Source organism: Leptolyngbya sp. BL0902 (assembly GCF_016403105.1).
Classification (GTDB): domain Bacteria; phylum Cyanobacteriota; class Cyanobacteriia; order Phormidesmidales; family Phormidesmidaceae; genus Nodosilinea.
Genome location: NZ_CP046155.1, coordinates 1,999,815 through 2,013,583, shown reverse-complemented (window position 1 = coordinate 2,013,583; position 13,769 = coordinate 1,999,815). Strand labels below are relative to the sequence as shown.

The 13,769-nt window shown below is 59.7% G+C and carries 7 protein-coding genes; 5 read left to right on the top strand and 2 right to left on the bottom strand.

The genetic code is table 11. From position 1 onward, the window contains the following. Window positions 1-46 precede the first annotated feature (46 nt). The 3 genes from recO to GFS31_RS08920 all read left to right on the top strand — a co-directional run bounded on the left by recO (window position 47) and on the right by GFS31_RS08920 (window position 3,795). Window positions 47-1,033, top strand: a complete 987-nt coding sequence (gene recO, locus GFS31_RS08930) for a DNA repair protein RecO (RefSeq protein WP_198807821.1) — start codon at window positions 47-49, stop codon at window positions 1,031-1,033. Window positions 1,034-1,138: 105 nt separating this feature from the next. Continuing rightward, window positions 1,139-2,596, top strand: coding sequence for an MFS transporter (locus GFS31_RS08925; RefSeq protein ID WP_225907632.1), 1,458 nt, complete (start codon window positions 1,139-1,141; stop codon window positions 2,594-2,596). A 56-nt stretch (window positions 2,597-2,652) separates the two neighbouring features. Next, entirely contained in the window at window positions 2,653-3,795 is a 1,143-nt protein-coding gene (locus GFS31_RS08920; protein WP_198807820.1) for a glycosyltransferase family 4 protein, read from the top strand. 67 nt (window positions 3,796-3,862) lie between these two features. On the opposite strand, the gene GFS31_RS08915 is transcribed toward GFS31_RS08920, so the two are convergent. Together GFS31_RS08915 and GFS31_RS08910 are read right to left on the bottom strand one after the other, a co-directional pair. Then, window positions 3,863-7,705, bottom strand: coding sequence for a caspase family protein (locus GFS31_RS08915; protein WP_198807819.1), 3,843 nt, complete (start codon window positions 7,703-7,705; stop codon window positions 3,863-3,865). 618 nt (window positions 7,706-8,323) lie between these two features. Beyond that, a complete protein-coding gene (locus GFS31_RS08910; protein ID WP_198807818.1) occupies window positions 8,324-9,073 on the bottom strand; it encodes a ComF family protein in 750 nt (249 codons plus the stop codon). A 463-nt stretch (window positions 9,074-9,536) separates the two neighbouring features. Here GFS31_RS08910 and GFS31_RS08905 point away from each other — a divergent pair, with 463 nt between their 5' ends. Together GFS31_RS08905 and GFS31_RS08900 are read left to right on the top strand one after the other, a co-directional pair. Then, a complete protein-coding gene (locus tag GFS31_RS08905; RefSeq protein ID WP_198807817.1) occupies window positions 9,537-12,029 on the top strand; it encodes a putative PEP-binding protein in 2,493 nt (830 codons plus the stop codon). 47 nt (window positions 12,030-12,076) lie between these two features. Next, entirely contained in the window at window positions 12,077-13,723 is a 1,647-nt protein-coding gene (locus GFS31_RS08900; protein WP_198807816.1) for a CTP synthase, read from the top strand. Window positions 13,724-13,769: the final 46 nt, after the last annotated feature.

Genomic DNA, 13,769 nt, shown 5'->3' with positions numbered 1-13,769 from the left:
GATTTCGCGTTCTGGGAGTCCTTATTTTTTGTGATCCCCCCTTGCCATGAGCCGCACCTACAAAGCCACCGGAATTAACCTCAAGGCCATGCCCCTGGGGGAGGCGGATCGGATTTTGACCATTCTCACCCCCGATTTGGGCCTGATTCGGGCGGTGGCACCGGGGTCGCGGAAGCATCAGTCGCGGCTGGGGGGGCGCAGCGATTTGTTTGTGATTAACGACTGGCTGGTGGCCAAGGGCAAGCGGCTGGATAAGGTGGTGCAGGCGGAAACGGCCCGTACCTTTCCCAAGCTGAGCCAGGATTTGGGACGCCTCACCGCTAGCCAGTATTTGGCGGAAATTGTGCTGTTTATGGCCCTGAATGACGGCTCCCAGGCGGATCTATATCATCTGTTTGTGGAGCACCTGGAACGTATCGAAGCCAGTCCGCCCAGTGCGCTGCTGGCGGCCCTCACCCACGGGTTGTATCACCTGTTGGCCCTGGCGGGGGTGGCCCCGGAGGTACATCGCTGCTGCCTCAGCCGGGAGGACATTGTGCCGAATTTGATGGATGCGGCCTGGACGGTGGGCTTTAGCCCCGAAGCGGGGGGATTGGTGCAGTGGTCGGCCTTCAACCAGGGACAAGCACCCCAGCGACCCCGACCGAAAAAACGCCCCGCGTCTGTTTCCGATGCCTTCGATTCAGGAGCCTTGGCCTCGGACTCTGACACGGCCCAAGCCGCTACCTCAGACACCTTCACCGCCGATTTTCCAGACACCCAAGCCGCACGGGAGGCCACCGGATCCTATCGCGCCCATACCGCCCCACCCCAGTCCCTCAACGCCATGGAAGTGGTGCTGCTCCAGCAGTTGAGCAAGCCGGAAATTATCACCACCCTGCCCGTGCTACCCGATGCCCTGGCGACAGTATCCTCAACCCAGTCCCTCGTTTGGGCCAGAATTGAGCGTCTGCTGCGAAACTATGCCCAGGACTACTTCGAGCGACCGATTCGTTCGGCGGCGTTGATTGATGTCTGCTTTGCTACTGTTTAATTAGACATAGCTTAATTAGACATGGCGCTAGGACGAAAAAGGTCGGGTCATTGGTGGGTCGCCCTTAGCAGATCTCGGTTATGACGTTGGTTCGTTGGTTTCCCCATGCTGCGCGAGTTTGATATCGATTCCTCAGACCAGACCACCCCAGAGGTCAATGATCGCCCTGGCTATGGCGAAACCGTCAGCCCAGCCGACGACACCCCCTCCATGCATACCGCTCCCTCGCCCCAACCCGCCGCTGACCCCAATTCAAGTCCGTCCGCCGGGGAAGAACCCCATGGCCCCGGCTTTGGGCGGGTGCTGCAAAACCGAAATTTCCTTACCCTGTGGCTGGGGCAGGTGTTTTCCCAACTGGCGGACAAGGTTTACTTGGTGCTGATGATTGCGATCATCTCCGCCCGGTTTGATACCCCCGGCCAGAGCATTAGCAGTTGGGTATCGGCAGTGATGATCGCCTTCACGATTCCGGCGGTGCTGTTTGGGGCGGCGGCGGGGGTGTTTGTGGATCGCTGGCGCAAGCAGTCGGTGCTGGTGCTGTCGAACCTGCTGCGGGGGGGGCTGGTGCTGCTGCTGCCCCTCTGCCTGTGGGTGGCCACGGATTGGGGCACCCTGGCGGGCTGGCCGCTGGCCTTTTGGCTGCTCCTGGCCGTCACCTTTGCCATTTCCACCCTCACCCAGTTTTTTGCCCCCGCAGAGCAGGCCATCATTCCGGTGCTGGTGAAGGAGGGCGACCTGCTGCCTGCCAACTCCCTCTACACCACGACCATGACCGCCTCGGTGATTGTGGGCTTTGCGGTGGGTGAGCCCCTCTTGGCCCTGGCAGATCGGCTGATGCTGATGTTGGGCATCACCGACAATGGCCCAGCGGTGCTGGTGGGAGTGAGCTACCTGCTGGCGGGGCTGTGTTTGGCCACCCTGCGTCCCGGCCAAGAAACCCTCTCCACCGGGCAAGACTGGTCGCAGTTTTGGCGGGATATCCGCGATGGCCTGAGCTACCTCAAGCACCATACCCAGGTGCGGGTGGCGATTGTGCAGTTGGTGCTGCTGTCCTGCGTGTTTGCGGCGTTGGCGGTGCTGGGGGTGCGGCTGGCGGAGTTGCTGCCCACCCTGAAGGCGTCTCAGTTTGGCTTTTTGCTGGCGGCGGGTGGGGTTGGTCTGGCCCTGGGCGCGATTACTGTGGGGCATTCTGGCCACCGGGTGCCGCGCCGCTACCTCAGCCTGTGGGGCACCCTGGGCATGGCCCTCAGCCTAGGACTCCTGGCCTGGACGACCCAACAACTCTGGCTGTCCCTAGGGCTGCTGACGGTGCTGGGCTTTTCGGGATCCCTAGTGGCGATCCCCATGCAAACCCTAATTCAAGAAACCACCCCGGAGGATATGCGGGGCAAAGTATTCGGCCTACAAAATAACCTGGTCAACATTGCCCTCACCCTGCCCCTGGCCCTAGCGAGTCTAGTGGAAACAGCCCTAGGATTGCCGACGGTGTTTGGGGTGCTGGGGGTGATGGTGGGTGTGGTGGGTGTGGCAACCTGGTATATTGCCGATACGGCTTTGAGATAGATTGCCCCCCTGTCGTCTCTATCCCTTGGCCCTTCCCCCTATCCCCCGAACTGTGAATGCATATCGCGTGGCTTGGCAAGAAATCCCCCTTCTGCGGCAATGTCACCTACAGTCGAGAAATCACCAATGCCCTGCTAGACCGGGGCTATCGGGTGACGTTTTTGCACTTTGCCCAACCCCAGGAAGCCGAGGAAGAGGCCCATCCTGAATCCGCCGAAGTGCCCCTGCCCTTTTTGTTTAAGTCGCAGATTCTCACCATTCCCTCCCTCAAGTCGCGCAAGCTGCTGACCAACGCCCTGCGACGGCTGAAGCCCGATATTGTCCACGCTTCCCTCACCCTGTCGCCCCTGGATTTTCGCCTGCCGGAAATTTGCGCTGAGTTGGGTCTGCCCCTGGTGGCCACCTTCCACCCTGCCTTCGACCGCAAGGTACGCAGCATCACCTCCGGCACCCAGCACCTCACCTACCAGCTCTACGCTCCTTGTTTGGCCAACTACGACCGGGTGATCGTCTTCTCCGATCTCCAGCGCGACCTGCTGAACAAATTGGGCGTTCCCGATGATCGCCTGGTGGTGATTCCCAACGGTGTGGATACCCAGCGCTACGCCCCCGGCCCCTCAGCGGCGAAGGTGGAACTGGGGGCCGAACGGCTGTTTGTTTACCAGGGTCGGCTTTCCCCCGAAAAAAACGTGGAATCCCTGCTGAAGGGCTGGCGACAGGCGGAAATGGGGCCAACCTGCAAGCTGGCCATCATGGGCAGCGGGCCGCTAGAAAACTCCCTCAAGCTGTTCTACGACGACGACAATATCCTCTGGCTGGGCTACGTTTCCGACGTACAGCGCCGCATTGACCTGCTGCGGGGGGCCGATGGCTTTATCCTGCCCTCCTTTGTGGAGGGGCTGTCTCTGTCGCTGCTGGAGGCCATGGCCTGCGGGACGGCCTGCGTGGCCACCGATGCCGGGGCCGATGGAGAAGTCCTATCCAACGGGGCCGGGATTGTGCTAGATCCCCAGCGGGTAGCCGTGCAGCTACAAACCATTCTGCCCCTGCTGCGCGACCATCCCGAAATTGCCCAGCTTCTAGGCCGCAAAGCCCGCGAACGGGTGGTCTCTCGCTATACCCTCAGCGCCAACCTTTCTGCCCTGGAACAGCTTTATGGGGTGGTCGCCTCCCGGTCTCCAGTGGCCCTTGGTCTGTAACGCTAACCTCAGTTCGGGTTCAGCTCAGTAGCCCGATGCCCCGGCCCCCTCGCCCACGGAGAGCGATCTAGAGTGTCCAAGTCCCTCCAGAGCTCAACCCTGACTGGGGCAGATTGGGAACAGGCTCCGACGGTGGGTTCGATACCTTCAACCCCACAAAGCCCACCACCAAGAAGACCACTGCCGCCACAATCCACCACCACAGCGGATTTTTAGGGGATGTTTCTGGCCCTGAGTCAGCAGGTGTGACAGGATTCGCTGTTACCGGGTCAGGCCCAACGATGTCAGGCGTCCCAGAGATCAGGAACACCGCATCACCTGTGACTTCAGAGGGTTCATCCTGAAGAGGGTCTGGCCTAGGCAATCCTGAACTGGGAGAAGCTGGGCTGGGTAGTTCTGGGCTAAATGGCTCCGAGGCAAGTGATTCTGACGTAGAAAGCTCTGGACTGGAAAGAGTCCCTGTCAGTGCACTTTGGGCCATGTCACCTAGAGCTTTGACGCCCACCGGATCGCTGAAGTAGACCAGGTGATCACAAGCCACTTCTACCATCACCGGGGCGGGCTGACGACCGGGGGGGACGGCTTTGATGCTCTCTACCGTTACCGCCAGGTCGTTAGGAATGCCGAAGAACGGCAGTTCCATCAAGCCCTTCATCCTTTCCATCAACCGTTGCCGCAGGTTGCCCTGGGGATGGTCGGCGGGAATTAGGGCAATATTTCCAGCAATCACGGTGTAGGGAATGCCGGGGTCGGGGGTGATGGCCAACTGTTTGATGAAGTCGGAATTGGGATCCATCTGATCCAGGGTGACATCAATGGTTTCAATGCTTTCCACGCCCTTGGCCAAGAGTTTGAGGGCACTGGAGACAAACACGATGGGGAACGTCACCTTAGACAGGCCATTCAGCACCATCGTCAGCAGCGTGGTAATGCCCGCCACGGTTTGGGGCCAGGGGGATCCACCGCTGGGAGTGCCCAGCAAAATCAGGTGTTGGACGACCTCCTTACCGCCCTCCTGCTCGATGAACCAGCGGGACACCAGCCCCCCCATGGAGTGGGCAATAATGTGCAAGGTTTTGCCGTGGTTGGGGCCAAGGCCGATACTTTCCAGCCGTTGTTTGAGGCCCTGGGCATGGGTCTCGATGCTGGTATTGAGGCTCTCGTAGTCGAAGGCCAAAACGAGGTCGTAGCAGTCCTTGAGGGGTTTGGCTTCTCCGGCTAGGGCGGCGATGGCGGTTTCGATGCTGGGCACCATGCTTTCGGTGTCGCCAATGATGCCGTGGATGTAGAGGGCAATGCGCTGGGCTTGGGCCACCCGACTGGCTACCGTAGCGGGGTCGGTGATGTAAGTGACCTCGCCGTTATTGACCTCCGCCACCCGGAGGAAGGGGTATTCAAAGGGCAACCCCAGCTTTTGCCGCACCACTTTTTGGAAGAAGATCCGAATCGCGCCTCCCAGGCTGCGTTGCCCTTCACTGATGGGTTCCGGCAGGTGTTCGATGGTAATTTCGGTTTGGTTGTCTTTGCTGATGCCGTGCCCCAGAGGCAGGTAAAACTCGCCATCAAAGGCCACGGGCAGCACCATGGCGTCGGGTTCTAGGGCCACATCGGCCACCAGCTTCAGAGGATTTGCGGCGGTGACGGCCTCTGAATTTTTCACGTCCCGCAACTCCAGCGCACTCAGACCCGGATCGGTGGCGCGGCTGGCGGTGAACTGAAACGCCTGGGTCTGATCCCTCAGCAACGGCGGCAAAATGTGACTGCCCAAATCGCGGGTGGATTGGGTGACGGTGGTAAGCCGCGCCTGGGCCGAAAAGCCCTCCGGGTTCTGGATAGTAATGCCATTCATCAACGTGACCTGGGGCGCAGCGGCAGAGAGGGCCACGGTTTCCCTGGGGCGCACGGTGGTAATGGTGATCTGGCTGGTCATCCAGTCGTCGGTGGTGTCTTCGTCCTCGTCGTCGCCAATGTCGCGGGTTTGGATGCGCTTCATCAGCCGATTCAGCATCCCCTTGGGCGGCATGGAACGGGTCACATCCTCTCGATAGAAGCCGTGCAGTTCGCCCTGGAAGAGATTGAGTTTCTGCTGTTCCAGCAACCGTCCATCAAAGGCGGTGGGGCTAACAATCAGCTTCAGCACGTCCTTAAATTCCGTAATGCCCTGTTCCCACAACTCCTTGGGCACCGTGGCCGAGACCAATTCCCCCTGGCGAGCATAGGCTTCCTGACCTGGATCCAACCACACGCCCCCTGCCTCAAACAGGGCCGCACTGATGGCGAACCGCTCGGTTAAATCCAACACGGTGCAATAGAGCCGCTGGGAACTGGTATTAGTGAGTTTGATCTGGAATTTGGGCGCTTTGTTGTCGGCGCTATAGCTCAACCGCAGGTCGCTTTGGTGACGGCTTTGGTCGGGCAAAATCACTTCCATCCGAATGGCATTAGCGGCAATGCGGCTGGTGGGAGAGCCTTGCAGTTCTAGGGTAGTTGTCCAGCGGGCTAGGTGCTCTAGCAAACCGAGGGTTTCGCGGGCTTTACCATTGTCAAAACCGCGCACGGGCTCCAGCAAAATCCGATCATCGGCGGGTCGTTTGATGCGGTATTCGCCATCCTGGGCGACCACCTGAAACGTAGCATCAGCGACATCTTCCACGACTCTGACATACAGAGAAGCAGGCTGAAAGCTACTGCCCATAATCGCACCACGCAGCAGCCCTACCCCAGCCTCATCCCCCAACAGATGCACCCCCATAGGCGGCAAGGGTAAGGTTTTGACCACCGCCTTAAAGCCCATCTCCGGCGAGAGCGACTCGATACCTGAAAGTTCGACCCGGCTAAATGTGGGTTTCACCGCCATGACCGTTGCGGTGCCCAGGGGCGTACTGTGGCCGAGATCACTATCAGCCATATCTGACAGAAATAGGGCAAAAACCGTCGTTTCTCCGCCCTTGGGCTGAGGAATACCGTGGATACTGCCGCCGTCAATGATCCAGCCTTCTTGGGGGTGGCAACTCACCAAAAAGTGAGGACTCCTAGGCCGAATCGCACCGCCCAAAAACGGCTGATCCAAATCTTCGGGAACGCTGGCCTCTAGCTGCGGAGCCTGGGCCGAAACCCGACTTTGCACCAGGGCCGAGGTGCGTTTAAACAGGTCGCGATAGGTGAGGCTGCCGTTAGCCTTTTGCAGGGTCTCTAGCAAAAAGTAGGAAAACGCCCCCCGGTGCTCGCCATCGCTGGAATATTCCTTGGCTTCTTCAATGTCTTGGCAGGCGGCCAACAACACATGGCGACCCTGGGGAATCCGCCAACCGCTGACAGCCCCCAGGCTGCGGGTCACAGGCGCTGCCGCTGGAATTTCCTCTGGCGTCACAATAAAGCTGTCGATGGGCCGCTGACGTTTATCCGTGGGTGCCCGCCGCACTGATTCGCTGGCCTCGGCATCGCCACGGGTGCCAGAACCGGAATGGCAACAGTCTAAAATCACCACCATATGGGGATTGTTCGCCGCCACTTCCGCAATCAGCTTGGCCAATTCTTTGTCGGCCAAATCCCAACTGCCCTGGCAACGGCTGTCGTAGCACACCAGGGTTTCATTCAAACGATCTGGCTCTAGGTGCCAAAATTCCTCCGGGGCCTGTTCTTGGGAACCGTGGCCCGCATAGAAAAACAGCGCTACATCCTCCGGGCCTGCCAGCCCCAGGTGGTTACGGAAACCATTAATCACCGCCTGCCGTGTAGCCGCTTCATTCAGCAAAGTTTTCACCTGCAACTGTCCACCCTCTTGGCCCACGCGACCTTCTAAATAGGTCTGCATCGCTTGCACATCGTTGGTGCAGCCCTGTAAATGGGGCACCGAGGAAGAGGGATCGTATTGGTTAATGCCGACGAGGAGGGTGTAGATGTTGGCCATGGGAACCTGCCAAGGGTGATGAATTGGATTAAACGATAGGAAATTGAGGTGCTGAATGGGCGTTTGGTGCGGTGCGCTCCATGTAATCCATATTTTCTGGGGTGAGGCTACAGCATTGATTCACCAGGTCGAAGACTTGACGCTCAAGCCGAAAAACCTCACGATTCTAGGCTGGCCTGGGTCAACCCAGGTTGCTAAAGCGCAGTTTCCCTACTTTGTGAATAGCCGTCTCTCATCAATGGTTAAGCTTATTTCTTTAAAGAATAGAATGATTTCAAATTGGCTCAAATCTCCTCTTAACTAAGGGTAACAAAGCGTTTTGTTGATTGCTCTCTTTTCCATAGATCAACGCAATCCTAGCCAGTTGAACCCCTGGTTGACCGACAAGACTTGCTAGCACCCGTATCTGCCGAAAGAGCAGGATATCTGAGCCCTAGGTGAATCTAATGCTGTAGCTGGGCGAGTTTTTTGCGCCCGCCGCAGAATCTTTTGTCAGACAGTTAGGTTGAACCCATCCCGATAGTTTTTTACATAGTGCGATAACAGTTCTTAGACATCACTCTATTGACAACATTCTTTATAGATTGGCGGCCTTAAAAACTAAAGAAAAGCTGAAATTCAGTGATTTTTCTGTGTTGATTTAACGGTGTCAGCCTGGTCTGGGTTGGGGGACGACAATCCAGACCGGGCAACGGTGCAGATGCCCCCAACGGAGATGCCGCTGTGGCGGAGGATTTGGGCGGCGGCGTGGGCGGTGGCTCCGGTGGTGAAGATATCGTCTACTAGCCAGACGGTTTTGAGGCGGAGGGTTGGCAGATGGCGGGGATTAACCTGGAACGCGTGGGCGAGGTTGGTCTGACGTTCCTCGCGGCTGAGACTATGTTGGGCTTGGGTGGCCTGCACTCGCAGGAGTCCTTCTCCCACGACGGGGGCCGGGACGATACGCTTCATGCCCTGCGCCAATCGTTCGGCCTGGTTAAAGCCGCGCTGCTTGAGCTTGCTAGGGTGAAGGGGAATGGGTAGCAGCACCACGGGGCGAGGGGATGGGGGAGTGGTTCGCTGGTATTGCTGCCAGGTTTGGCCTAGTTCTATCCCCAGCCAGTGGGCTAGTTCGGGGTGGCCGCTATATTTTAGCTGGCGGATGATTTGCCGCAGGGTATCTTCGTAGCGCCCCCAACTGAGGATGGGAAGCCCCGGGTGGCTGGAGTCGAGGGGGGTGGCGAGGCGACTTTGGCGAATCTGGCCTACGCAGGTGGGACAAAGTACCTGGGGCGTTGCCCGTTCGCAGAGGGGGCAGGCGCGGCTGAGGAAGAGGTCGAGGAGAGCCTGGCTGCGCTGCCAGGGGGCTTGGCCGAGTCCGATACCCATAGTGTTTCCTCCGGTGTGGTGCGGCCCTGTAGATGTCACGATACGGTTAGGTTTATTCTGTCAGGGCGATGGGGCGGTGGAAAGCGCTAATTGGCGTAAGTGGTTGAGTAGTCGTGGCTATTCTGGGGTGTGGTCGGGGGGCCAGCCGTGGATGGTCGCCCACTCTACCCAGATCCTGCGGATTGGACGTACAGTGGAGGTATAACAATCCTAATGCGCTTGCTTATTCTGGAATGTTTAGGCAGCCGACTCCTAGGCCAAGGGGCTCTAGGCCAAGCAAAAGCCCATGGAAGGACGCGGTCATCGCGATGATGGCATGACGGCTCCGAGGCATTGCCATAGTAGGCCACCCTATAAGACCGTTCATAAATTTTTGTTTATATTAGACTCTCCATAACAAGCGGGTTCCCATAACAAGCGGATTATTAGCTTTCCCCCTTCAAGATCTGTCTCCGCTTTTGCCATGTCCTGGTTGCAACCGCTAGATCGGGTCTGTGCCAATGACCTACCGCAGGTGGGCTACAAAGCCTATGCCCTGGGGTTACTGGGGAGGCAGCAGATCCCCGTTGCGGCGGGGCGGGTCATTGCAGCTCAGGCTTGGCAAGAGGTTTGGGCAACCGCCCTAGGGGCAGATCTGCGACAGCGCCTAGAGGATGGGGAACGGCTGGAACAAGCGGGCTTCCACGAATTACAGCACCTCAGCCAGCAGGCTCAGCGGGCCTGGGCGGATGCGCCACCCCTGTCATCTCTAGGGGCTGACTGGGCGGATTGGCCCCATCCAACCTGGATTTTGCGGGCGTCGTTGGGATGGCCCATTACTCGCCGCCGCGCTGATCTGGGCTTGGGTTTGTTGCCTGCCCAGGTGGGTAGTCCAGCAATGGTGCCCTTGGCCAAGGCACTTCAGCAGTTTTGGGGGGAGGCGATCTCGGCCCGGAGCTTGGTGGTGTGGCGACATCGCCGCCAGTCCCTCGCCCAACTGCCCTTGGCCACCCTAGTCATGCCCCTCTATCCAGCGCTGGTATCGGGTACGCTGCGGCTGGGGGCCAAGGAAGCCACGTGGGACTGTGTGGAGGGACTGGGACTGCCCCTAGTGCGGGGGGAGGCGATTCCAGCCCGGGGCCAAATGTCGCTGACCCAGCCGAATAGCGTGCAATGGAAGCCTGGATTTCAGGAGCAGAGATACTGCGTCAGCCTTGGCCCAGAGGCAGCGGCGATGGCGGCTCTGGGGAGCAATCTACCGTCAACGCCCCCCTCATCTTCATCTGCGGGAGGCACATCCCAATCAGGAACCAGGGCATTGGGGGGCAAGGCCCTGGGAGAGACTGCGCCGGGACTGCCCCTACGGGTGATTCAGCGGGAGGATCCAGTGTTGCCGCCACTGCTGACCCCAGAGCAGGTCTACCAGTTAATTGACCTAGGTCAGCGTAGCCGTCAGGTATTGGCGACGGATCCTTGGGTGGCTCCTACCGCCTTGGAGTTTGACCTGGGCCTAGAGTGGATTCTCTGCCCTGGGCAAGGGGGCGAGGGTTGGCAGTTTATCGTCACCCAGGTGATGCCCTATTTCCCCCCAGCCCCCCCGGCGCTGGCCCAGCCCCCTGGGGCACTGACTCCCCCCCCCACTACGTCTGCCCAACCGCCTCATCCTCCTCACCTTCCTGCCATTTGTGCGGTGGTTAAGGGCATTGGCGCTTCGGCGGGGCAGGTGCAGGGGGTGGCGGTGGTGGCCTCTCAGCCTCAAGATTTGCCGCGCCCGCTTCCTCCCAATGCCATTGTGGTGCTGCCCGATCTCCAGCCCGATGTGTTTCTTCAGCTAGGGGCGGTGGCGGGCATTGTCACCGAGCAGGGCGGGGCCACCTGCCATGCGGCTATTTTGGCGCGGGAAATTGGCGTCCCTGCCGTTGTCGGATCTCCCCAGGCGACCCAAATTTTAGAAGACGCCATGCTCCTGTTTCTGGATGGCGACCGAGGGGTGGTCTATGGCTTAGATCCCGCCCGCGTCCCGGCCATGGCAGTCTCGCCGCCCGCCCAGCCCGCCGTACCGCCCCCGCCCATGCCCGTCGGTCGCTACCCGGAACTGCGAACCAAGGTGATGGCCAACCTCAGCCAAATTCGGCGGCTGGATGCCCTCCCGGCGGAGCACATTGCCGGGGTGGGGCTGCTGCGGTCGGAGTGGCTGCTGCTGGATATTTTGGAGGGCCGTCACCCCTGGCACTGGGTGAACGAGGGGCAGGGGGCCGAGCTACAAAGCCGGATTGTGCAGCAAATTGAACCCATCCTAAAAATCCTTGGCCCCAAGCCTCTGCGCTACCGCAGCCTGGATTTGCGTTCCCACGAATGGCAAGCCCTAGAAGGGAGCCCACCCCTAGAACCCAACCCCATGCTGGGCCTGCGGGGCACCCTCAGCTACGGTATCGACGCCCGCTTGTTTGAGGTGGAACTGGGGGCGCTAGCCACCCTGCAACGGGCTGGATATACCAACCTAGAGCTGATTTTGCCCTTTGTGCGTACCGTGGAAGAGGTGCTGGCCTGTCAGCAATATCTTCGCCAGACCGGACTCACAGACTACGAGGACTTTGCCCTGTGGATTATGGCCGAGGTGCCCTCGGTGCTGTTTTCGATCCCGGCCTATGCCCAAGCCGGGGTGAAAGGGATCGCCATTGGATCCAACGACCTCACTCAACTGCTGCTGGCAGTGGATCGCGATCAGCCCATCATGGCCTCCGCCTACGATGAACGCCATCCGGTGATTCAAATGGCCATGGCTCACCTGATCCAAGAAGCCCACCGCTGCGGGTTGGTGTGCTCCATCTGCGGTCAAGCCCCGGTGCGCCACCCCGACCTCATTGCCAAGTTTGTGGCCTGGGGCATCGACTCGATTTCCGTGGAAACCGCTGCCCTACCGTTCACCCTAGAAGCGGTGTGGCAGGCCGAGCAGCGCCAAGGGGGCAGGGGCTAGCGCAATGTGGCACAATTAACAGGTTAAGGGTCTGGGGTTTGGCAGCAATGACCAAGTTTGTGTTTGTGACGGGCGGTGTGGTTTCCAGCATTGGCAAGGGGATTGTGGCCGCCAGTTTGGGGCGGCTGCTGAAGTCGCGGGACTATTCCGTGTCCATCCTCAAGCTCGACCCCTACCTCAACGTAGACCCCGGCACCATGAGCCCCTTCCAGCATGGGGAGGTGTTTGTGACCGAAGACGGGGCCGAAACCGACTTGGATTTGGGCCACTACGAACGCTTCACCGATACGGCCATGTCGCGGCTGAACAGCGTCACAACTGGGTCGATTTACCAGGCGGTGATTAACCGGGAGCGGCGCGGCGATTACCATGGCGGCACCGTTCAGGTCATCCCCCACATCACCAACGAAATTAAAGACCGGGTGCATCGGGTGGCCCGCAACACCAACCCCGATGTGGTGATCACCGAAATCGGCGGCACCGTCGGCGACATTGAATCCCTCCCCTTCCTCGAAGCCATCCGCCAGTTCCGCAAGGACGTGGGGCGGCAGGATGTGCTGTATATGCACGTCACCCTGATTCCCTGGATTCCCTCCGCCGGAGAACTGAAAACCAAGCCCACCCAGCACTCGGTCAAGGAACTGCGTTCCATCGGCATCCAGCCGGATATTTTGGTCTGCCGCTGCCAGGTACCCCTGCCAGAACCGATGAAGGAAAAGATTTCTGAGTTCTGCGATGTCTCGGTGGAATCCGTCGTCACCTGCCAGGATGCCAGCAGCATCTACGAAGTGCCCCTCAACCTAGAGCAGGAAGGACTGGCCGAGCAGGCCCTCAAGATCCTAGCGATGGAACCCCGTCAGCCCCATCTGGGCACCTGGGAAGCCATTGTCAACGGGCTCTCTAGCTCCAGCCAGCCGCTGAATATCGCCATCGTCGGCAAATACGTCAGCCTCAGTGATGCCTACCTGTCGGTGGTGGAGGCGCTGCGCCACGCCGCCATTGCCCGCCAAGCCGCCCTCCAAATCCACTGGGTCAACTCCGAGGACATTGAAACCGACGGAGCCGACACCTACCTCAGCCAGATGGATGGCGTGGTGGTGCCCGGTGGCTTTGGCACCCGTGGCGTCAACGGCAAAATCCAGGCGATTCAGTACGTGCGGGAACGGGGCATTCCCTTCCTGGGGCTGTGTTTGGGGATGCAGTGCTCGGTGGTGGAATGGGCGCGGAATGTGGCCCACCTCGAAAACGCCGACAGCTCCGAATTCCATCCCGATACGCCCAACCCGGTGATCAGCCTCCTGCCCGAACAGCAGGACGTGGTCGATCTGGGCGGCACCATGCGCCTGGGGCTATATCCCTGTCGCCTCGCCCCCAACACCCTGGCCAGCCGCCTCTATGGCGAAGAGGTCGTCTACGAACGCCACCGCCACCGCTACGAGTTCAACAACGCCTACCGCAACCTGTTCCTCGAATCGGGCTACCAGGTCAGCGGCACCTCCCCCGATGGTCGCCTGGTGGAAATTGTAGAACTGCCCAACCATCCCTTCTTCATCGCCAGCCAGTTCCACCCCGAATTCAAGTCTCGCCCTAGCACACCCCATCCCCTCTTCCTGGGGTTGGTTAGTGCGGCCCTAGGCCAGTCGGCCCCAGCAGAACCCGTCGCCGCGAACCTGGGAACAGCGGTGGAAGCCTAGCGCTAAGTCAGGATGGGATCCTCGCGCTAGGGATAGCCCTACTTTG

Bases quoted from the DNA above. Each gene is read 5' to 3' on its own strand.
- GFS31_RS08925 (WP_225907632.1), top strand. From the start codon at position 1,139: ATGCTGCGCGAGTTTGATATCGATTCCTCAGACCAGACCACCCCAGAG.
- GFS31_RS08900 (WP_198807816.1), top strand. From the start codon at position 12,077: ATGACCAAGTTTGTGTTTGTGACGGGCGGTGTGGTTTCCAGCATTGGC.
- GFS31_RS08905 (WP_198807817.1), top strand. From the start codon at position 9,537: ATGTCCTGGTTGCAACCGCTAGATCGGGTCTGTGCCAATGACCTACCG.
- GFS31_RS08915 (WP_198807819.1), bottom strand. From the start codon at position 7,705: ATGGCCAACATCTACACCCTCCTCGTCGGCATTAACCAATACGATCCC.
- recO (WP_198807821.1), top strand. From the start codon at position 47: ATGAGCCGCACCTACAAAGCCACCGGAATTAACCTCAAGGCCATGCCC.
- GFS31_RS08920 (WP_198807820.1), top strand. From the start codon at position 2,653: ATGCATATCGCGTGGCTTGGCAAGAAATCCCCCTTCTGCGGCAATGTC.
- GFS31_RS08910 (WP_198807818.1), bottom strand. From the start codon at position 9,073: ATGGGTATCGGACTCGGCCAAGCCCCCTGGCAGCGCAGCCAGGCTCTC.